Annotated in this window: 23 protein-coding genes; 13 read left to right on the plus strand and 10 right to left on the minus strand. The window is 60.2% G+C overall.

All coding sequences use genetic code 11. The features are described from left to right. Positions 1–41: 41 nt before the first annotated feature. Together menC and MUN80_RS22140 are read right to left on the minus strand one after the other, a co-directional pair. Entirely contained in the window at positions 42–1,112 is a 1,071-nt protein-coding gene (menC, locus tag MUN80_RS22135; RefSeq protein WP_244716432.1) for an o-succinylbenzoate synthase, read from the minus strand. A 164-nt stretch (positions 1,113–1,276) separates the two neighbouring features. Next, positions 1,277–1,561, minus strand: coding sequence for a KGG domain-containing protein (locus MUN80_RS22140; RefSeq protein WP_244716433.1), 285 nt, complete (start codon positions 1,559–1,561; stop codon positions 1,277–1,279). Positions 1,562–1,859: 298 nt separating this feature from the next. On the opposite strand from MUN80_RS22140, the gene egtB reads away from it, so the two are divergent. The 6 genes from egtB (at position 1,860) to MUN80_RS22170 (ending at position 7,855) form a co-directional block, all read left to right on the plus strand. Further along, positions 1,860–3,167: an ergothioneine biosynthesis protein EgtB gene (gene egtB, locus MUN80_RS22145; RefSeq protein WP_244716435.1), complete on the plus strand. Its 1,308-nt coding sequence runs from the start codon at positions 1,860–1,862 to the stop codon at positions 3,165–3,167. Between the two features lie 50 nt (positions 3,168–3,217). Then, the gene (egtD, locus tag MUN80_RS22150) at positions 3,218–4,207 is read left to right on the plus strand and encodes an L-histidine N(alpha)-methyltransferase (protein ID WP_244716437.1); all 990 of its coding nucleotides are present in this window, start codon (positions 3,218–3,220) and stop codon (positions 4,205–4,207) included. Between the two features lie 50 nt (positions 4,208–4,257). Then, a complete protein-coding gene (locus tag MUN80_RS22155) occupies positions 4,258–5,358 on the plus strand; it encodes a pyridoxal phosphate-dependent aminotransferase (protein ID WP_244716439.1) in 1,101 nt (366 codons plus the stop codon). 75 nt (positions 5,359–5,433) lie between these two features. Beyond that, entirely contained in the window at positions 5,434–6,801 is a 1,368-nt protein-coding gene (locus MUN80_RS22160; protein WP_244716441.1) for an MATE family efflux transporter, read from the plus strand. A 115-nt stretch (positions 6,802–6,916) separates the two neighbouring features. Then, positions 6,917–7,483 (plus strand): DUF922 domain-containing protein, encoded by a 567-nt coding sequence (locus MUN80_RS22165; protein WP_244716443.1) that lies wholly within the window; start codon positions 6,917–6,919, stop codon positions 7,481–7,483. A gap of 24 nt (positions 7,484–7,507) precedes the next feature. Further along, positions 7,508–7,855 (plus strand): tRNA-binding protein, encoded by a 348-nt coding sequence (locus tag MUN80_RS22170; protein ID WP_244716445.1) that lies wholly within the window; start codon positions 7,508–7,510, stop codon positions 7,853–7,855. Positions 7,856–7,861: 6 nt separating this feature from the next. On the opposite strand, the gene MUN80_RS22175 is transcribed toward MUN80_RS22170, so the two are convergent. Continuing rightward, on the minus strand, positions 7,862–8,218 hold the full coding sequence (locus tag MUN80_RS22175; protein WP_244716447.1) for a DUF4296 domain-containing protein: 357 nt from the start codon (positions 8,216–8,218) through the stop codon (positions 7,862–7,864). Between the two features lie 37 nt (positions 8,219–8,255). Between MUN80_RS22175 and MUN80_RS22180 the strand changes: the two genes are divergently transcribed. From MUN80_RS22180 to MUN80_RS22200, 5 genes are all read left to right on the plus strand, one after another. After that, entirely contained in the window at positions 8,256–9,158 is a 903-nt protein-coding gene (locus tag MUN80_RS22180; RefSeq protein WP_244716449.1) for a DUF58 domain-containing protein, read from the plus strand. Between the two features lies 1 nt (position 9,159). Beyond that, complete coding sequence (locus MUN80_RS22185) at positions 9,160–10,080, plus strand: hypothetical protein (protein ID WP_244716451.1); 921 nt, start codon at positions 9,160–9,162, stop codon at positions 10,078–10,080. A gap of 33 nt (positions 10,081–10,113) precedes the next feature. Next, positions 10,114–11,163: a vWA domain-containing protein gene (locus MUN80_RS22190; RefSeq protein WP_244716453.1), complete on the plus strand. Its 1,050-nt coding sequence runs from the start codon at positions 10,114–10,116 to the stop codon at positions 11,161–11,163. A gap of 263 nt (positions 11,164–11,426) precedes the next feature. Further along, positions 11,427–12,107: a YggS family pyridoxal phosphate-dependent enzyme gene (locus MUN80_RS22195; protein WP_244716455.1), complete on the plus strand. Its 681-nt coding sequence runs from the start codon at positions 11,427–11,429 to the stop codon at positions 12,105–12,107. Positions 12,108–12,206: 99 nt separating this feature from the next. Further along, positions 12,207–12,584: a DUF423 domain-containing protein gene (locus tag MUN80_RS22200; protein WP_244716457.1), complete on the plus strand. Its 378-nt coding sequence runs from the start codon at positions 12,207–12,209 to the stop codon at positions 12,582–12,584. Between the two features lie 255 nt (positions 12,585–12,839). Here the strand turns inward: MUN80_RS22200 and MUN80_RS22205 are convergent, their stop codons facing one another. From MUN80_RS22205 to MUN80_RS22235, 7 genes are all read right to left on the minus strand, one after another. Beyond that, positions 12,840–13,385, minus strand: coding sequence for a DUF1573 domain-containing protein (locus MUN80_RS22205; protein ID WP_311136252.1), 546 nt, complete (start codon positions 13,383–13,385; stop codon positions 12,840–12,842). Positions 13,386–13,549: 164 nt separating this feature from the next. Beyond that, positions 13,550–14,212, minus strand: coding sequence for a hypothetical protein (locus MUN80_RS22210; RefSeq protein WP_244716459.1), 663 nt, complete (start codon positions 14,210–14,212; stop codon positions 13,550–13,552). A gap of 112 nt (positions 14,213–14,324) precedes the next feature. After that, on the minus strand, positions 14,325–15,755 hold the full coding sequence (locus tag MUN80_RS22215; protein ID WP_244716461.1) for an ATP-dependent DNA helicase: 1,431 nt from the start codon (positions 15,753–15,755) through the stop codon (positions 14,325–14,327). A gap of 36 nt (positions 15,756–15,791) precedes the next feature. Next, positions 15,792–16,082 (minus strand): hypothetical protein, encoded by a 291-nt coding sequence (locus MUN80_RS22220; RefSeq protein ID WP_244716463.1) that lies wholly within the window; start codon positions 16,080–16,082, stop codon positions 15,792–15,794. 57 nt (positions 16,083–16,139) lie between these two features. Next, positions 16,140–16,295 carry a hypothetical protein gene (locus MUN80_RS22225; protein ID WP_244716465.1) on the minus strand — a complete coding sequence of 52 codons (156 nt, stop codon included), beginning with the start codon at positions 16,293–16,295 and terminating at the stop codon, positions 16,140–16,142. Positions 16,296–16,418: 123 nt separating this feature from the next. Next, positions 16,419–16,859 carry a PaaI family thioesterase gene (locus MUN80_RS22230; RefSeq protein WP_244716467.1) on the minus strand — a complete coding sequence of 147 codons (441 nt, stop codon included), beginning with the start codon at positions 16,857–16,859 and terminating at the stop codon, positions 16,419–16,421. A gap of 34 nt (positions 16,860–16,893) precedes the next feature. Next, on the minus strand, positions 16,894–17,292 hold the full coding sequence (locus MUN80_RS22235) for a spore germination protein GerW family protein (protein ID WP_244716469.1): 399 nt from the start codon (positions 17,290–17,292) through the stop codon (positions 16,894–16,896). A 201-nt stretch (positions 17,293–17,493) separates the two neighbouring features. Here MUN80_RS22235 and MUN80_RS22240 point away from each other — a divergent pair, with 201 nt between their 5' ends. Both MUN80_RS22240 and MUN80_RS22245 read left to right on the plus strand, forming a co-directional pair. Then, entirely contained in the window at positions 17,494–18,078 is a 585-nt protein-coding gene (locus tag MUN80_RS22240) for a DUF4126 domain-containing protein (RefSeq protein WP_244716471.1), read from the plus strand. A 20-nt stretch (positions 18,079–18,098) separates the two neighbouring features. Beyond that, the gene (locus MUN80_RS22245; protein WP_244716473.1) at positions 18,099–18,614 is read left to right on the plus strand and encodes an NUDIX domain-containing protein; all 516 of its coding nucleotides are present in this window, start codon (positions 18,099–18,101) and stop codon (positions 18,612–18,614) included. Positions 18,615–18,695 lie beyond the last annotated feature (81 nt).

Below are 18,695 nucleotides of genomic sequence, written 5' to 3' on the forward strand. Positions count from 1 at the left end.
TATAGCAAATTTTTCGCCGCTGTCTACACCCGTCGGTATGGTTATTCCAAGTCGCCCCAGGAGCCGCCCGGCTCGTAGTACAGGTGGCCGCGCCGGATGGTGAGCGGGGCCGTTATGTTGTTGGTATAGAGCTGTCCGGTACCCAGGCCCTGCGGGAATTCGGGCGGGGCAACCTGGGCGGCGAACTGACTGATGGCGTTCAACCCCACGTTGGACTCCAGCGCTGAGGTCAGCCACCAGGCAATGCCGCGGGCCTGGGCCAACCTTATCCAGTGCTGAGAAGCTGCCAGGCCGCCTACCAGGGTGGGTTTGAGAATGAGGTAGGCGGGCCGGATCTGGTCGAGCAATTCTTCCTGCTGCCGGGCTTCGGTGACACCAATCAGCTCCTCGTCGAGGGCCACTGGAATAGGCGACTCCCGGCACACGGCGGCCATGGCCGCCCACTGCCCGGCCCGGATGGGCTGTTCGATGGAATGCAGGTCGAAGCGGGCCAACTGCTGAAGCTTGCTCAGAGCCTCCTCGGGCGGGAAAGCGCCGTTGGCATCCACACGCAGGGTGAGTTGCTCGGGCGACGCTACGGCCCGGATTTCGGCCAGTAGCCTCAGCTCGGTGGCAAAGTCGATGCCCCCGATTTTGAGCTTGAGGCAGGAATAGCCCTCGGCCAGCTTTTTCTGGATTTGCTCCCGCATAAAGGCCGCGTCGCCCATCCAGACCAAGCCGTTGATGGAAATACCCGCCTGCCCGCGGCTAAAGGGCGTATCGTACAATTGCCGCTGCCCGCCTTGCTGATAGTCGAGCAGGGCCGTTTCCAGGGCGAAGCGCAAGGCAGGCAGCTCCGGACTCACAAGCTGAGCCGCCGCTTCAGGACTGATTTCAGTCTGATTCTGCTGGTTGAAACTGCGGCAGAAGTCGGCAATCTGGGCCTCGGTGTCGGGGCCGTAGTCAGGGCTGAGGCCAGCCAGCGGGGCGGCTTCACCCAAGCCTATCCGGCCGGGCTGGGCAGAGTCGGTGAGCTGGAGGTAATAAACGTAATGCTCGGTCAGGGCACCGCGGGAAGTGCGGGCCGGGAAGTTGAAGCGCAGCACGCGCCGGGAATAGGAAAGGTGCAGCATGAGGGCACAGGGAAAGCAGATGGGCAGCTAAGCAACAGGCAACTGTCCGATTTTGCTTGGGTCCGGCCCAAATTGCGAAAAAAAGAACAAGCCCCCGTGCAGAACACGGAGGCTTGTCGGCTTAAATGACGACGAATCAACGTCGTCGATACTTCAGACGGAAACTATCGGGTGGCACCGCCCTGGTTGCTCCGTCCGCGACTAGCTTGGCCCCCCTTACGGCCAGCTTCACGGGCTTCCTCTGAAGTAAAACGGTGACCGCGGCCACTTTCGTGAGAGGCTTTACCGCCCTCACTGGCAATGCGGCGCTGTTCGGCGGGGTCCATAGCGGCAAAGCCACGGAGGCTCTTACCATTTGGCGAAGTTTTGCTGTTGGTGCTGCGGGCGCCCTGACGGCCGGCCGCGCTCGACTGCGAAGAGCCGTTGCGGGTTGAGTTGTTCGTAATCATAGTTTTGTAGGGTTTGGAGAACGGATGAGTGACTTGCTCCTTCTAACGGAGTGACCTGTAACAAGGATAGGCATCTCACCCCCAAAAACCGCCTCTAAACCCCAAAATACCAACTACTACTGATGAGCTATGCGTACTTAATAGCAAGCTGCGCGATAAGTACCCACTTGAGCTTACCAATGAATTATAGGCCAGCCTTTCATCGTGGGAAATAACGTATAAGTACCATCTTAAGCCAGATTTCACGAAAACTCATTCCCCAATTTCCGGTTACCTTTCCGCGCCTCTCTCCTTTCCTATGACTCCTTCCTTCCTGCTCACCTCCGCGGCAGTAGCTCCGGCTACCGATACGTTTCTGGTCCGCTTCAGGACCGTGCGCCACCAGACCGAAGCGCTGTGCCGCCCGCTGCTGCCGGAAGACACGGTGGTGCAGCCCGTCATTGATGTGAGTCCGCCGAAGTGGCACCTGGCCCACACCACCTGGTTTTTCGAAACGTTTCTGCTGAGCCAGTACCAGCCCGGCTACCAGGTGTTTCACCCCGACTACGCCTTTCTGTTCAACTCCTACTATAACTCGCTAGGCAGCCGCGTGAACCGCGCCGACCGGGGTACCTTGTCGCGCCCGGCCCTGCACGAAGTGTACGCCTACCGCGCCCACGTCGATGCCTGCATGGAAGAGCTGCTGCAAAGCGCGCCGGAGCTGCCGGCCGCCTTCCGGGAGGTAATGGAGCTGGGTTTGCAGCACGAGCAGCAGCATCAGGAACTGCTGGTTACCGACATCAAGTACATTCTGAGCACTAGTCCGCTGGCTCCGGCTTACCTGCCCGCTTCGGCCGATGCACCGGCTCCCTCGGGGGCACCTTTGCCGGCAGCCCACTGGCTGCCTATCCCGGGCGGCGTGTACCGCATCGGCTACGAGGGCCCGGGGTTCTGCTTTGATAACGAGCAGGCCGCCCACGAGGTGCTCGTGCCCGACTTCGTGCTGCAAAACCGCTTGGTGACCAACGGCGAGTATCTGGAATTTATGCAAGCGGGCGGCTACACCGATTTCCGCTACTGGCTGGGCGAAGGCTGGGAACTGGTGCAACAGCAGCAGTGGCAGGCCCCGCTTTACTGGGTGCAGCGGCCCGAGGGTTGGTTTCGGTTTACCCACCACGGCCTGCGCCCCCTCGACCTGAATGCCCCGGTAACCCACGTCAGCTTTTACGAAGCCGACGCCTACGCCCACTGGCAGGGGGCTCGCCTGCCCACCGAGCAGGAATGGGAAGTAGCCGCCCGCCGCTTCCGGCCCGAAGCTGCCGCGGGCACCTTCCTGGAAAGCCGCAGCTTCGACCCGCAACCCTTGCCTGCCGACGCCGACCCCGACCAGTGCCACCAGCTGCTCGGCGACACCTGGGAATGGACCTACTCAGCCTATCATCCGTACCCGGGCTACGAGCGGGCCCCGGGTGCGCTGGGCGAGTACAACGGCAAGTTTATGCTCAACCAGCTGGTACTGCGCGGCGGCTCCTGTGCCACGCCCGAAAGCCACATCCGCCTCACGTACCGCAACTTCTTCCACGCCGACAAGCGCTGGCAGTTCACCGGTATCCGCCTGGCCCGCTAAGCCCGACGCGGCCAGTTTCGTCCTGTTTCCTCTCTCACTGCCCCCTTTTCATGTCCGCCTCCCCTGCTCCTACCGTTTCCTCGGTAGCTTCTTCCGATTTGGCCCGCCACGTTACCGAAGGCCTGCGCCGCTCACCCAAAACCCTGTCGTCGATGTACTTCTACGACGACGCGGGCAGTGAGCTGTTTCAGCAGATTATGGCCTTGCCCGAATACTACCCGACCCGCACCGAGTTTGGCTTATTGACAGCTCATCAAGTCGCCATTGGCCAGGCCCTGCGGCCCGCCGATCCGGCCGAGCCGTTTTTCCTGCTGGAGCTGGGTGCCGGCGACGGGCTTAAAACCAAGATTTTACTGCGCCATCTGCTCGAAACTGGGGCCAGCTTTACCTACGTTCCGGTAGATATTTCGGCCGCTGCCCTCGACGGGCTGGTCAGCAGCCTGCAGCTGGAACTGCCGGCGCTGCAGGTCGAGCCCCAGGTGTCGGACTACACCTCGGCTCTGACGCTGATGGCCGCCCGGCCGGGCCGCAAAGCCGTGCTGTTTCTGGGCTCCAACATCGGCAACTTCCTCCCTGCCGACCGCCACGAGTTTCTGCACAAGCTGGCCCAACCCCTGTCGGCTAATGACCGGCTGCTGGTTGGCTTCGATTTGCAGAAAGACCCGCGCCGGATCCGGGCCGCCTACGATGATTCCCAGGGCGTAACGGCCGCTTTCAACCTGAATTTGCTCACCCGCCTGAACCGGGAGCTGGACGCGGATTTCGATCTGGCCCACTGGCAGCACTACACCGATTACGACCCGCTGAGCGGAGCCGTCCGCTCGTTTCTGGTTAGTACCCAGCGCCAGCAGGTGCAGTTTGGGGCATTGCAGCAACGCGTTGACTTTGAAGCCTGGGAAGTTATTCACACCGAAAATTCCTACAAGTTTACCCGCTCCCTCATCGAGCAGTTGGCTGCCGACGCGGGCCTGCAGGTGCAGCACTTTTTCACCGACGAGCATGACTACTTTGCCGACGTAGTGCTGGCGCCCCAGGCCTAGTTTATTCGTAGTACTGCATCAGAATACGGGCGCGGCCTCTAGCTTTGGGCATGAACTTTCCCGACATAATCAGTCTGGCCTCGGGCTACGGCAACTTTGCGCCGCCCGCAACGGCCGTAGCCCAGGCTGCCGCGCTGCTGCAGGCCGGCCCATTGCCCAGTAGCCCTATTGAAGGAATGCCCAGTCTGCGGGCGGCCATTGCGGCACACTACCAGCAGCAGGGCGCTGTAGTAATGCCCGAGCAGGTGTTGGTGACGCCCGGGGCCAAGCCGGCGCTGTTTGCCTTGTTCAAGGCCGCCCTGCAGCCCGGCGACGAAGTGCTGCTACCGACGCCCAATTGGTTTGGCTTCCGAGGGCTGGTGGAAAAGGCCGGCGGCACGCTGCGCACCCTGCCCCTGGACCCAGCCACCGATTATGCCTGGAACTCTGACCAGCTGCAAGCGGCTATTGGCCCCCAAACCCGGATTCTGCTGCTGAGCAACCCCAACAACCCCACCGGCCGGGTGTACAGCCGCGCCGAGTGGGAAGCCCTGCTGCACATCACCCGGCAGTGGCCCCGGCTGCTGGTCGTTTCCGACGAAATCTACGATGGTATCCACTTCGGTACCGGACCGGTTACCTCGCTGCTGGCCCTGCCCGACCCACTTCAGCAGCACGTAGTAGTCAGTGGCTATTCGAAGTCCCTGGGACTCCTTGGCTGGAGTGTAGGCTATTTGGTGGCCCCGGCGGCATTGCTGGAACCCGCCACAGCCTGGCAATTCAGCATCAGCGCGGCGGTAGCGGCTTTGTCGCAAGTGGCGGCGCAGGCGGCTACCGAGCAGGCCACGGCCATCAGCCATACCCTGTGCGCCGGCCTGCTGACCAATCGGGAAATTATGCGGCAGTGGCTGGCTGTGCTGCCGCCTCAGACCGCGCCATTTCCGCTGGGCACCTATTACGCCTTCCCCGATTGGCGGGTCTTTCTGCGGCCCGAATTGCCGCCAGCGCAAGCGTCGACCGAGCTGGCGGCGCGGCTGCAAGCTGGTGGCGTGGAGGTGGTGGACGGAGCCAGTTGCGGCGCGCAGGGCTTTTTCCGGCTTTCCTATGCCGTGCCGGAGCCGCTGCTGCGCGAAGCCCTGCGGCGAATCGAGGCGGTGCTGAGGCCTAGCTAAGCGCCTTATTTCCCTTTAGCGCCGGCCGGGCGGCGGCGTTGTCGTACCTTTGCGCCTCGTTTTTCCGCCTTGTTTATGTCACTTGCCCAGATTCGTCCCCACATTGCTCCCACCCTGCTACTGGCGTTGCCCGTCGTTTGCAGCCAGCTGGGCCACATTGCCGTGGGCGTGTGCGACAGTGTGATGGTAGGCCAGCTCGGGAAGATTCCGCTGGCGGCCGTTTCGTTGGGTATCAGCGTGAGCACCGTGGTCATGATTCTGGGCCAGGGCCTCACCTTTGCCATTACCTCCCTGGTAGCCACGGCCAACGGCAAAGGCGACGTAGCGGCCCTGGGCCGTCTGCTGAGCAGCGGCGTATGGCTCAGCACCGTCGCGGGGCTGATACTGGCCGGAATGGGCTTCGGGGTAGCCCCGCTGCTGAAGTATCTGGACCAGCCCGCCGAGGTCGTAGCCCTGGCGGCGCCCTGGGTGCGGGTGATGTTCGTGTCGTTCCTGCCGCTGATGGTTTTCCAAGGCTTCAAGCAGTACGCCGAGGGCCTGGGCCTCACGTTCCAGTCGATGCTGCTGTCCTTGATGGCGAATCTGGTGAATGCCCTGCTGTGCTACATGCTCATTTTCGGCAACTTCGGCGCGCCTAAGTTAGGCATGATGGGTGCCGCCTGGGCTACGCTCGTGGCCCGCATTCTGATGGCCGCGTTTATGGCTGCCTACGTGCTAAGGGCCAAGCGCCTGGCCCAGTACCGGGCCGCTACTCAGTGGCTCCGCCCCGACGGGGCCACCATTCGGCGCCTGCTAAGCCTGGGCGCCCCGATTGGCGTGCAGATGATGTTTGAAATGGGTGCTTTCAGCTTTTCGGCCATCATGATTGGCTGGCTGGGCGCCACTTCCCTGGCTGCCCACCAGATTGCCATCAACATTGCTTCCGTAACGTATATGGCGGCCAGCGGCATCGGGGCAGCCGTGACCATTCGGGTTGGTAATTTCCGAGGACTCGGCGATGCGCAAGGGGCCCGGCAGGCGGGCTTCGCGGCCTACCTGATTACGTTTGTATTTATGAGCGTCATGGCCCTACTGCTGATTGGGGGCCGCGAGCTAATTCCGCATTTGTATAACAATGACCCGCAGGTGCTGGCTCAAGCCGCTACCTTGCTGCTGATTGCGGCCCTGTTCCAGATTTCGGACGGGCTGCAAGTGGTGGGCCTGGGGGCATTACGGGGCTTGCAGGACGTAAAAATCCCGTCTGTCGTGGCCTTGCTGGCGTATTGGGCCATAGCCCTACCCTTCGGCTACTGGCTGGGCTTCCCCTTGCAGATGGGGGCTACCGGCGTCTGGATTGGGCTCCTAACGGGCCTGACGCTGGTGGCGGGTCTGTTGCTGTGGCGCTTTCGCCAGCACAGCGCTTCCCTGGTTACGCCCGAGCCGGTGCCAGTAGCCAGCTACTAGCGCCAAGCAGAAAAGACGGAGAATTTCGGTGGTGCGGAATTGAAATGCAGCAAAATCAGTTTTCTTGCTAACCGGTAAGCTGCGCTCCTTTAATTGCACTTTTTCGTTATATAGAATGCCGTTTCTGTCTTATATTCTCTCGTTTTTGCCTTTGTTGGTTTCGCCCTTGCAGCCTACCACTGGAGCAGTGGCCCCGCCTCCCGCGGAGAAAATTACGTGGTCGGCTTCCCGGCCGCTTACCTGGGCCGATTTTAAGAGCAAGCCCCAACCCATTGAGCAGATGGCGGCCCTGACTTCGGCTTCGATTGATACCGAAATCGGCTGCAAGGACTACGTGTTTTCGTCCCGGGTCATTGCCGTTTTTATTCCGAACGAGTCGTGGGTGCGCGACCCGGCCAAGGCCAGCCCGGCCCTGCTGCGCCACGAGCAGCTGCACTTCGACCTGACCGAGCTGCATGCCCGCATGATGCGCCAGAAGCTGAGCATCGCCAAGTTTGACTGTGAGCACCTCAACCCGGCTTTTCAGAACTTGTCTAACGCCATGTACTCGGGCTGGAAGCGGGAAATGGCCCGCTACGACCAGGAAACCAACCACGGCCTGAATACAGCTAAGCAAACCTACTGGGAAACGCAGGTGCAGCAGCGCCTGGCCCTGCTCGACAAATTTGCCGTGCAGCCTTAGCGCCGGGTTTGCTAAGTTGCGGCCATGAACCCTGCAAACACCATCACCTGGGCCGACTTTGAGCGCGTCGACCTGCGGGTGGGCACTATTCTGGAGGCCCGCGAGTTTCCTGAAGCCCGCAAGCCCGCCTACCAGCTCCTGATTGATTTGGGCCCCGAAATTGGCACCAAACGCTCCAGCGCTCAGATTACGAAGCACTATACACTCGAAAATCTGGTGGGCCGGCAGGTGTTGTGCGTGGTCAATTTTCCGGTTAAGCAGATTGGGCCCTTCCGCTCCGAGGTCCTCGTGACGGGGGCTGCCGATGCCGAAGGTCACATTGTGCTGGCCGCCCTGGCCGGGCCCGTGCCCAACGGCAGCCGACTGGTGTAGCCCCGACTAGGGCGTGTGCAGCTGGGCCTTGCGCATAGCCAAGCTGTCGAGCACAATGCCGTACAGTTCGTCGAGGTCTTTGTTGTGCACTGCATAATAGCGGTAACTCTGCCAGAAGGCCGAATCAGTTACCTCGTGGCGCCAGAACATGTTTTTCTGCAGCTGGTTAAACAAGGCCTGGGATGAGTCGGCGCGCAGGCGCGCGGCTTCCACCCGACTCTCGTTCAGGTGTAGCTCCACCAGTAGTTGCACCATTTTCTCTTTGGGCAGCAGGGACGAGGGCGGCACGGCTTCTTCGGGCCGCTGACAGCACGTCAACAAACCGCTCAGAATCAGGGCCAGGCAGACAGGTAGCTTTTTCACGCTCGCAAAGTTAGGAGGAACCCGTAGTTTAGCTGAAATGAATTCACCGGCCGCCACTCCCTTTCAACAACTCGTCCGGAAGCTTCGGCAGATGGAAATCCGCATCCTGAAGGCGGCGGATGCCCAGCTGCAAGGCGATTTTCATTCCGTTTTCAAAGGCACCGGCCTGGAATTCGACGACGTGCGCCTCTACCAGTACGGCGACGAGGTACGGGCCATCGATTGGGCGGTATCCAGCAAAGGCCACGGAACCTTCGTTAAAACCTATAAGGAAGAACGGGAGCAATCAGTTCTGTTGCTGCTCGATGTCAGCGCCTCCCAGCAGGTCGGGGCCGAAGGGCGGCGCAAGCTCGACGTAGGCAGGGAAATTTGTGGAATTCTGGCCCTGGCCGCGGCTCGGCAGGACGCCCAGCTCGGCATTCTGGCCTTTTCCGACCAGAAAGAAATGTATCTGGCCCCGGGCAAAGGGATTCGCCACGCCTATTCCCTTATCAAACGGCTGTTTGAGCTCGAGCCCAAGTCCCGCCAAACGGCCGTGGGCAGCGGCATCAAGCAGGCCCTGGGCTTGCTCAAGCGCCGCAGCATCATCCTGCTTATTTCCGACTTTATCGATACCAACTACGAGCGGGAACTGACCATGCTGGCCCGCAAGCACGACTTGGTGGTGGTGCAGCTGCTCGATAAGCGCGAGCAGGAATTTCCGCCCCTGGGCATTGTGCCCCTGCTCGACCAGGAAACCGGCCGCACAGTGTGGGTCAATACCTCGGCCCAAGCATTTCGGAAACGCTACCGGGCCACCTACGAGCAGAACCGGGAGCAAATCGGGCAAATCTGCCGCCGCCACCGCACCGAATACCTCTCTATTGCCACCGACATCGACTTCGTGCCCCAGCTGGTGCGGCTGTTTCGGCGGCGTAACCAGCGGGGCGGCCGGGCCTGATATGCGGCGCTTCTCCTCCCTGCTTCTGGGCCTGGCGGTGCTGCTCAGCCCTGCCGCGGCAGCCTCCACCACCGACGAGGACCCGCCGCGCAGCCGCTTTATGCGTCCCAGTACGCGGGTGGGCGAACTTATCGACTACGAGCTGAGCTATGCCCACGCCCCGAGTCTGGAAGTAATTTTCCCCGACTCCACGGCCGAGTTCAAGCCCTTTGAGTACGTGGGCAAGACCTTCTATCCCACCCATACCCAGCGTGGGCAGAGCATCGACCGGACTGTTTACCACCTACGCACTTTCGCCCTGGATTCAGTGCAGCGCCTGAGTTTGCCGGTTACTATTCTGCGCGGCAACGACACGGTAACGGTGACTAGCACCGGAACGGCGGTTCGGCTGTTGCGCACGGCTACTGTCCTGGGAGCCAGCAGCGAAGCGCCGGTGCTGCAGCAGAACACCACGCCGCTACCGGTGCCGACGCAGTTCAACTACCCGTATTGGCTGGCGGGCACCGGAGCCTTGGCCCTGGTGCTGGGCGGCTTTTTTGTGGGTTTTCGTCGGACCCTGCGCCTGCGCTATCAACGCTACCGCCTGCGAAAAAACCACGTCTACTTTCTGGCTCAGTACGCCCGCCACATCGAGCGGTTTACTCTGTCCCGTTCCCTGACCAACATGGAACGGGCCATTACGCTTTGGAAAAACTACCTCACGGGCCTCGAAGACAACACCATCAACAGCCTTACCACCAGGGAAATAGTAGCCCACTACCAGAACGACCACGACGTAAATACGGCTCTGCGCATCACCGACCGGGTGATTTACGGCAACCAGTTTTCGGAAGAGGAAGCCGAAACGGATATGGCCTTCGTGCTGCTGCGCGACTTTGCTGAGCGGCGCTACGAATTGGTATCGGCCCGGCTGCGGGCCTAGCCGGTCCTCTGGTTTTTCCCGTACCTTTCCGGCATGAATCAGCTTTGGCAACGCTTCCTGGCCCCCGTGGTAGATGGACTGCGCTATGCCACGCTCACGAGCTACACCTGGCAACAGCCTCGCCTGCTGCTGCTGATCCTGCTGATTCCGGTGCTGTTTCTGGTTCGTTGGCTGCTAGTACACCGCCGCCAGCCGCGGCTGGGCGTAGCCTTTGTGGCCGGGCAGCTGCGCCGTGATTACAGCGCTGCCCTGCGCTTCGTACCCGATATTGTCCTGGGCCTGAGTCTGGCTTTTGGCATCGTGGCCCTGGCCCGGCCCCAGCGCACCGACGAGCGGGTGGTACAAACGGGGCAGGGCATTGATATTCTGCTGCTGGTAGATGTGTCCTCGTCGATGGAGCTGCAGGACTTGCGGCCCAACCGCCTGGAAGCCGCCAAGCGCGTAGCCCGGGAGTTTGTAGACGGCCGCAGCGGGGACCGAATCGGCCTGGTCGTATTTGCCGGCGATGCTTACTCCCTGGCCCCGCTCACCACCGACTACGAGCTGCTACGCGAAAATCTGCAAAGCCTCAAGCTGGGGATGATTCAGAACGACGGCACGGCCATCGGGACGGCCCTGGGCGTGGCCACCAACCGCCTGCGCGACTCCCGCAGCCGCACCAAGGTCTGCATCCTCATCTCGGATGGTGAAAATACCGCCGGCAGCCTCGACCCGCTCACCGCTGCCCAGCTAGCCCACGCGTTTGGGGTTAAAATCTACACCATCGGGCTGGGGAAGGATGGCTACGTGCCCTACGGCCAGGACGAAAACGGCCGCCCCCGCTATGTAGAAACCCGCCTCGATGAAACCGCCATGCGCCAATTAGCTCAGGCCGCCGAGGGCCAGTTCTTCCGGGCTTCCGATAACAACACCCTGCGCAACGTATTCCGCCGCATTGACCAGTACGAAAAGTCCGAAATCAAGCAGACCCGCTACCGCAACACCAAAGACTATTACCGCATTTACCTGTTCTGGTGCGTAGGCCTGTGGCTGCTCTGGCTCGGTCTAAAAAACACGTTCCTCACTAACTCCCTGGAAGACTAAGTTCTGAATGGGCGAATGTGCAGGCAGCTATTGAGGTGCTCATGCACAACGCGTGCCCTTGAGCAGCGCGGAGCCATCCGTCCTCTGCGCAGGTAGCCTTACCCTTTCACCACTAAGCCCTCTTGCGTTGTTATAACCAAAGGCTGGTCACAAAAGAGGGCTGAGCACATTTCAGAGGACGGATGGCTTCAGCCTTTGGCTTCGCAAGGACAGAACCTCATTTCTCACATTCTCCCACATCAGCACATTTCCCACACTAACTAATGATTGCCGATAACCTCCGCTACTTCGAACAACAGCTGCAGGGCAGCAAGGCCCGGCTGGTGGCCGTGACCAAAACCCACCCGGTAGAGCGACTGCAGGAAGCCTACGACGCGGGAGCCCGGCTGTTTGGGGAAAACAAAGTGCAGGAAATGGTAGCCAAGCAGCCCGAGCTACCCCAGGATATCGAGTGGCACCTCATTGGGCATCTGCAAACCAACAAGGTGAAGTACGTGGCGCCCTTCGTGCACACCATTCAGAGCGTCGACAGCCTCAAGCTACTCCAGGAAATCGAGAAGCAGGCCGCCAAGCACGGCCGCGTGATTCAGTGCCTGCTCCAGTTTCACATTGCCGAAGAAGAATCCAAGTTTGGCCTGTCCTTGGCCGAAGCCGACCAAATCCTGCAGTCGGGGGCCTACCAGGCCATGCGCCACGTGCAGATTGCGGGCGTGATGGGCGTAGCCACCAACACCGACGATGAGGCCCAGCTGCGTCGCGAATTTCGGGAGCTGCGCAGCTACTTTGAGCAGTTGCAGGCCCGCTATTTCGCCCAGCAGGCCACTTTCCGGGAAATTTCCATGGGCATGAGTTCCGACTTCCGCCTGGCCCTGGCAGAAGGTAGCACGCTGATTCGCGTCGGCAGCGCTATTTTTGGCGCCCGCAACTATGGGGTCAGTAGTTGATAGTTGGTCGTTGTCAGTTGTTAAGAACAGCCATCAGCACGACCTGACAACTGACAACTAGCAACAGAAGACTAAAAACGAACAACCAATAACTAAAACATGACTGCTCGACTCATTATTCAACTCGCGGCCCTACTGGGCGGACTGGGCGTGGCTATTGGCGCCTTCGGGGCCCACGGGTTGCGCAAGATGCTGGAAGCCTCCGGCCGCTTCGACACGTTCGAAACTGCCGTCCGCTACCAGTTCTACCACGCGCTGGCCTTGTTGGCCGTGGGCATCCTGCTGGCCCTGCGCCCCGATTTGAAAGGCCTGGGCACCACGGCCTGGCTGTGGCTGGGCGGCGTGCTGATCTTCAGTGGCTCCCTTTACACGCTCTGCTTCACGGGTATTACCAAGCTTGGCGCCGTAGCACCCCTCGGCGGTCTGCTGCTCATTGCCGGCTGGATCAGTCTGCTGCTCGCCGCCCGGCAGGTGTAGGCTTACTGTGGAGAATGTGCTGATGAGCTAATGCTCCTCCTGTCCTTGCGAGGCTGAAGGCAGAAGCCATCCGTCCTCGGCGCAGGTAGAAACGCTCTTGTACAGAAAGCCCTTTACTCCAGTGGGAGTAAAGGGCTTTTCACCTAGCGGGCTCAACGCATTTCACAGAACGGGAGACTTCGCTCCCAATGACACATAAAAAAAGGGCGTTTCGCAGCTGCGAAACGCCCTTTTTCTGTATTCAAGCGAACAAGACTACGACGACTTGCGCTTGGCTTTGATTTTGTTGTCGCCAATCTTGGTCTTTTGCTTGGCGTCTTTCTCATCCATGATGCCGTTCGATTTCGACTCCACGCTCATCGTGGGCGAGGCGTTGGCGGAGGCAGCGTCTTTCACTTCGCCTACCAACGAAACCATAGCATTGCCACCGGCCGAGTTCGACTCAATGGTCAGCACTTTGTTCTGCATGCCCATCTTGCCGGCGCTGTTAAACTTGGCCGAGATGGTACCGGTTTTGCCCGGCATGATGGGGTCCTTGGTCCAGTCCGGGGTGGTGCAGCCGCAGCTGACGCCAATGTTGGAAATGACCAGCGGCTGGGTGCCTACATTCTTGAACTTGAAAGTATGGTCTACCACGTCGCCCTGCTTGATGGAACCGAAGTCGTACTTCATTTCATCGAACTGAATCTGGGGGCCAGCTACTTTCTCCTGCGCATTGGCCGGCTTTACGGCAGCCGACTGCGCCTGCGCGGCCAAGCCCGTCAGCGAGAGCGACAAAGCCAGAATGAGTGCTTTTTTCATGAGGTAATTTCGTTAGGAAGTTGAGGTTAACAAATTTAACAGTTTCAAGGTGCGAGCCAACTATCCTGCCAGTTTTCAGCGGGTCGGCCACCAACTTTTTAACCGCAACTTGCTCGGGCCGCGTGAGGTTCAGACAAAGCTCCAAAACCAAAGCAGCGGCACCGTTACCCCTTATACTCCTTAGAATAAGGAAATTGACGGGAAGCCTTGCGCATAATGGTGGTGACGATGGTATTGGTGTCGCTGCCAAAGCCGCGCGACAAGGATTTGTCGTACTTCCAGAGCAACTCACCCGTGGCGCCGTCGTTGATAGTAATCATCAGCTTGCCCGTGTTGGTAGGACCGCTCACACCTACGAGCACCGACATAGCCACCGCCGCGCCGGCCGACAGGGGCTGAGTGCTGCTGAACGTACCGGAAATGACTCCGTCGACGCCCAGAAACTTGGCCAGCTGCTCGGGAGTAAAGGTAGCAGCGTTGATGGCCGTCACGCCGTTTTGCGTTAGCAGGGCGTTGGTGCGAGCGGGGTCCTGCACGTCCACGCTCATGTCGTTTTCGGCCTTGCGCTTCAGAAAGTACGAGTGCAACGCGCTTTGCACATCCAGTCCTTCGCGCTGCTCCAGCTTGGCCACGCCATCGGGCCCGCCATTTTTGGCTACTTCATTGGGCCTCAACTGCAGCGTTACGGCAAAGGGCAGTACGGCCAGCGACTTGTGGCCTTTGGCCAGCGCTCCAAATTTGGGGCTGGTGTAGATTTCGCGGGTTTGAGCGAAGGCTCCCGATGCGGTCAGTAGAGCGCACAGGGCAAATAGAAGTAAGCTTTTCATAGCAGGCAAACGTGTGGAAGTGAATATGGCCGCAAGTTGCAGCCGCATTCACCTCCACACATGCCCACTTTATGTGATATAAAATCACATTTACATGCTATATAACTCTCGGTTAATCTCGTTCTACCGGCGCGTCGCCGACGAGTTTCTGATTGAAGTTCAATAGAAACAGACGGTCGGAAGCCCGGGTGATGGCCGTGTAGAGCCAGCGGGCAAACTCGCTGTTAACCATTTCGTCTTTTAAGAATCCGTGGTCGACGAAAACGGCCTGCCACTGTCCGCCCTGGGCTTTGTGGCAAGTCAGGGCGTAGGCAAATTTTACCTGCAAAGCGTTCAGGTACGGGTCTTTGCGCAGGGCCGCGCTCTTGTCTTTCTTGGTGGTGAGGTGGGCGTAATCCTCGGAAATGGTTTTGTAAAGCTCGTTGCTGCGGTCGGCGGGTAAGGCCGGGCTTTCGGTGTGCAGCGTGTCGAGCAGGAGCTTGATTTCCTGCTCTTCCTCGTCGGGGTAGTCCACGAACCGCACGCGGGCATCGGCGAAGCGGAAGCCAAATTCCTCCTGCCGCCGCACAATTTTGGTGACCTGCACAAAGTCGCCGTTGGCCAGAAAGCCCATTTCCGAATCCTTGGGCAGCCAGAAATAGTTGTTGCGCACCACCATCAGGTAGTCGCCGGCCTCAATTTCCTCCTCGGCGTCGAACAAGGTGCGCCGGATCATCTGATTGTAGAGGTTGGCGTTCTTGTTGGAGCGGCAGATGATGGTCGTGTTTTCGTGGCCGAAGTTCTTGTACGCCCAGCGTAGGCCGTCTTCGAGCTTGTCGCCACCGACGCGGAAAATATCGGGGTAGCCTTTGGTGAAAAACTGGATACTGGGGTGCTCCTGCCGCAATTCCTCGCGCAGCGCCGTAGCGTTCATCAGAATGCCCGACTCCTCGGCCTGACGCATTACCTGGCGCAGCTCCACGCCGTCGACTTTGGCCCGGAAGCGGTGAGCCAGCAGCTCGGGGTCGAGGGCGGGCGAGAGCAGCTGGCCCACCGGCGGCAGCTGGGCCGTGTCGCCGATAACGAGCAGCTTGTTGCTGGGCTTTTCAAAGACGAAGCCCAGCAGGTCGTCGAGCAGGCCGTTTTCGCCGAACGACTTCTCGTCCGAAATCATCGAGGCCTCGTCTACGATGTAGAGCGTGTCGGTGGTACGGTTGGGCTGGCGCTGAAACGAGAGGCTGTCGGACGGCGTGCTGGACGTCTGCCGGTAGATTTTCTTGTGAATAGTACTGGCCGCCACGCCCGAGTAGGCACTCATTACCTTGGCGGCGCGGCCGGTGGGGGCCATCAGGGTGTATTTGCGCTGCATACGGTGCAGCCATTGCACCAGGGCACTGACCACGGTAGTTTTACCCGTACCGGCGTAGCCGCGCAGCACGAACACCTTGCGGCCGGGCAGATCGTCCTTCAGAAACTCGTCGAGCTTATAAAACAGTGTGGCCTGGTCCTGGGTGGGGTCGAAGGGGAAAAAGTCGCGAACGGACGGGGTGCGAACAGAGAGCATAGAAGGGTAAAAAGGAAAGCGGGCCAACTGGACCGTTTAATCGAGCAAGGCCGGATTGACCTCGCGCAGAATCTTCTGCAAGAACACCATTTCGGCGCTAGAAAGTCCCGCCCGACGCGCACTATCTAGTGCGGTATTACGAAAATCGGCCAGAGCCTGTGCCCGGTTGTCGGCGGTGCTCATATCGGCGCTGGTGCTCCAAATAAGGTGCTGTCGCAAACACGATTGGGGGTGCTGCTGCAGGTGCTTCAGTAGGAGAGTAAACTGCTGCTGCCAGATTTCTGCAGTGGCCGCACTCAGCGCTTCGCCCACGTATCCGTCGCTCACGCAGGCCACGGAGTCAAGTTGCCGCAGGGCCGGCAGCGACTGACGCCGTACGACGGCCTACTCCAAGCTGTCGAGGTATTGCAGGACTTTGTCGTCGTCGGGCACGGGGGCTACCGCTGGCTCGACGGTAGTTGGGGGACTGGCTTGCGTTGGGTTATCGTGGTTACAGCTCAGCAGCGCGGCAAGCCAAACGAGGGAGATATTTCTTATCATAACTATGGCCCGAAAGCAATGATAACCAACCTACCGAATTTGCCCCACGCAAGCTACACCCGCGGCGTAAAGTCCGGCGGCAGTTTAGCGACGTGAAGTACAGGTTCTACTCGGCACCGCCAACTATTCCTTAGGCTCTACGACGGCCATCGTGGCCGAGGCTTTAGCAATCAGCACGTCGTCGCACCACACCTCGGCCTCGCAGAAGTGCAGTCGGCGGCCGGGCTTGAGCACCCAGCCCACGGCCCGTAGTGTGTGGCCCTTGCCGGGGCGCAGATAGGTTGTTTTCAGCTCGGCTGTGACTACGCCGGTGCCGTCGGGCACGAGCGTCACGGCAGCAAAGCCGGCGGCCAGATCAGCCATCGTAGCCACCAGGCCGCCGTGGGCGAAACCCAGATTCTGGTGGTGGCGCTGTTCAAGCGGCAGCTCAAACACGACGCGACCCGACTCAATACTGGTCAGGTCGGCGCCGATGAGGTGCATAAAGTGCTGGCGCTGAAGCTTGCGGCGGATGCGAACTTCGAGACTGTCGATGTTCAACTCAGGTTGGGCAGAAGTACTCATAGCCCAAAGGTACGCACAGAGCCAGCAGCCGCAGTTAGCCGCGCTTGTTCAGCAGCTTGGGTACGCTTCGCAGTAAGAGCAGCGCGACCAGGCCACTGACGGCCACCAGCGGCACGGCCGACGACGAAATACGCCGGTACCGGGTGCGGCCTTCCCGGATTTCAATGTAGCCTACGGGCGTCAGCAGAACCCCGCCCCCGCCGCCAGAGCCGGCTCCGGCTTTATCCTCAGCGTCGCCGCCTCCCCCACCGCCCCCGAACCCGTAACGCGCCCGGGCCACCGGAATAACCGTAACTCCCTCCCGCTCTACCGGCGTGCCGTAGATGGCCTGGGCACTTACCGTCGAGCTGAGCTGCTTGGCTAATTGCTCAACCGTAGACAAAGCGGATGATGCGGTAACGGCACCGGAGGAAGAAGCAGGCGAAGAACTCATGGGTCAGAACAATGAAGGTGAAGCAGATGCCGTTTCCTACGTATTGGGCGCTGGCAAAGGTTAGGCAACAAGGTTTCGAAAACCACCTTACCGGTACGGTTGCGCCGGGCAAAACACCTTCGGTCGGCCTAGTTACCGGGAAAATGCGCTTTTTTGATAGCAATTCTCGTATGGGCCTAGCATCATTGAAATGGCAAGAACATGGAACACCTAGACTATTTGGTAGCCGGGGCCCTGGGCCTGGCGCTGGCGGCCAGCAGTGGCTTTCGGGTCTTTGTGCCGTTGCTGGCCGCCAACGTAGCTTACCTCCTGGGCTTCATGGCTCCTTCGGCGGGCTTCGAATGGCTGGGCACCTGGCCTGCTTTCGGGGTATTGGCAACGGCCACTCTGGCCGAAATGCTGGCTTACTACGTGCCCGTAATTGATAACCTGCTGGATACGATTACCACGCCGGCCTCGTTTATTGCTGGCACTCTGCTCATGACCTCAGCCCTGCCCGACCTCGACCCAATGGTGCGCTGGGGCCTGGGCATCCTGGTAGGCGGTGGCACGGCGGGCATGGTGCAGAGCGGCACCGCCTTGCTTCGAGTCGGCTCCACGGCCACTACGGCCGGCTTTGGCAACCCAATTCTGGCCACCGTGGAAAACTTTCTGGCCATTGTCGGTTCTGTATTGGGCCTGCTGCTGCCGCTGGTTGTGGCCGGGCTGGTCATCGTGCTGCTGCTGTACCTGGTTGGCCGGTTCCGGCGGCTAATTTTCCGCCGTTCCCCGCCGACTACTCCCTGATTACCTATTGCTGCCTGCGTATGTTACCTTCTTCTGCTGCTTCCGACACCGCTGCCGACTCCCTGCTGCAAGCCTACACCGGGCAGGTGCGGGTGCGGGCCTGCGGGATGCTTATTCACCACGGCGCCATGCTGCTGGCCGCCCACCGGGGCCTGCTGGCCGCGGGTCTGCCGTTCTGGTCGCCGCCGGGTGGGGGCTGGCAGTTTGGGGAAACCATCCAGGAATGTCTGCGCCGTGAGTACCAGGAAGAAACCGGCCTGGAAGTAACTGTGGGCCGCTTCCTGCACCTGCACGAGTTCAAAACCGACACCCTACAGGCCCTGGAGCTGTTTTTCGAAGTGAAGTTGGTGGATGAAACCGCCACCCCGCGTCTGGGCTCCGACCCCGAACACGGCCCCGATACCCAACTGCTCACTGAGCTGGCGTTTCTCACGCCCCGGCAGCTGGGCGAGCTACTCCCTATCCAGGTGCATCCCATCATGCGGCACGTCATCAGCCCCGACGATGTGTTCATTCCCCACATCCTGTTTCAGTAGGGCTCCGGCTAGCTAGCTACGGCGGGAGTAAAAACGGTTTGCGGGCCTTTCGTACCTTTAACGGCCCGTTTGCCGCTACTT

The sequence above is a fragment of the Hymenobacter cellulosivorans genome, assembly GCF_022919135.1.
Lineage (GTDB): Bacteria > Bacteroidota > Bacteroidia > Cytophagales > Hymenobacteraceae > Hymenobacter > Hymenobacter cellulosivorans.

Bases quoted from the DNA above. Each gene is read 5' to 3' on its own strand.
- menC (WP_244716432.1), bottom strand. From the start codon at position 1,112: ATGCTGCACCTTTCCTATTCCCGGCGCGTGCTGCGCTTCAACTTCCCG.
- MUN80_RS22140 (WP_244716433.1), bottom strand. From the start codon at position 1,561: ATGATTACGAACAACTCAACCCGCAACGGCTCTTCGCAGTCGAGCGCG.
- egtB (WP_244716435.1), top strand. From the start codon at position 1,860: ATGACTCCTTCCTTCCTGCTCACCTCCGCGGCAGTAGCTCCGGCTACC.
- egtD (WP_244716437.1), top strand. From the start codon at position 3,218: ATGTCCGCCTCCCCTGCTCCTACCGTTTCCTCGGTAGCTTCTTCCGAT.
- MUN80_RS22155 (WP_244716439.1), top strand. From the start codon at position 4,258: ATGAACTTTCCCGACATAATCAGTCTGGCCTCGGGCTACGGCAACTTT.
- MUN80_RS22160 (WP_244716441.1), top strand. From the start codon at position 5,434: ATGTCACTTGCCCAGATTCGTCCCCACATTGCTCCCACCCTGCTACTG.
- MUN80_RS22165 (WP_244716443.1), top strand. From the start codon at position 6,917: ATGCCGTTTCTGTCTTATATTCTCTCGTTTTTGCCTTTGTTGGTTTCG.
- MUN80_RS22170 (WP_244716445.1), top strand. From the start codon at position 7,508: ATGAACCCTGCAAACACCATCACCTGGGCCGACTTTGAGCGCGTCGAC.
- MUN80_RS22180 (WP_244716449.1), top strand. From the start codon at position 8,256: ATGAATTCACCGGCCGCCACTCCCTTTCAACAACTCGTCCGGAAGCTT.
- MUN80_RS22185 (WP_244716451.1), top strand. From the start codon at position 9,160: ATGCGGCGCTTCTCCTCCCTGCTTCTGGGCCTGGCGGTGCTGCTCAGC.
- MUN80_RS22190 (WP_244716453.1), top strand. From the start codon at position 10,114: ATGAATCAGCTTTGGCAACGCTTCCTGGCCCCCGTGGTAGATGGACTG.
- MUN80_RS22195 (WP_244716455.1), top strand. From the start codon at position 11,427: ATGATTGCCGATAACCTCCGCTACTTCGAACAACAGCTGCAGGGCAGC.
- MUN80_RS22200 (WP_244716457.1), top strand. From the start codon at position 12,207: ATGACTGCTCGACTCATTATTCAACTCGCGGCCCTACTGGGCGGACTG.
- MUN80_RS22205 (WP_311136252.1), bottom strand. From the start codon at position 13,385: ATGAAAAAAGCACTCATTCTGGCTTTGTCGCTCTCGCTGACGGGCTTG.
- MUN80_RS22210 (WP_244716459.1), bottom strand. From the start codon at position 14,212: ATGAAAAGCTTACTTCTATTTGCCCTGTGCGCTCTACTGACCGCATCG.
- MUN80_RS22215 (WP_244716461.1), bottom strand. From the start codon at position 15,755: ATGCTCTCTGTTCGCACCCCGTCCGTTCGCGACTTTTTCCCCTTCGAC.
- MUN80_RS22225 (WP_244716465.1), bottom strand. From the start codon at position 16,295: ATGATAAGAAATATCTCCCTCGTTTGGCTTGCCGCGCTGCTGAGCTGT.
- MUN80_RS22230 (WP_244716467.1), bottom strand. From the start codon at position 16,859: ATGAGTACTTCTGCCCAACCTGAGTTGAACATCGACAGTCTCGAAGTT.
- MUN80_RS22235 (WP_244716469.1), bottom strand. From the start codon at position 17,292: ATGAGTTCTTCGCCTGCTTCTTCCTCCGGTGCCGTTACCGCATCATCC.
- MUN80_RS22240 (WP_244716471.1), top strand. From the start codon at position 17,494: ATGGAACACCTAGACTATTTGGTAGCCGGGGCCCTGGGCCTGGCGCTG.
- MUN80_RS22245 (WP_244716473.1), top strand. From the start codon at position 18,099: ATGTTACCTTCTTCTGCTGCTTCCGACACCGCTGCCGACTCCCTGCTG.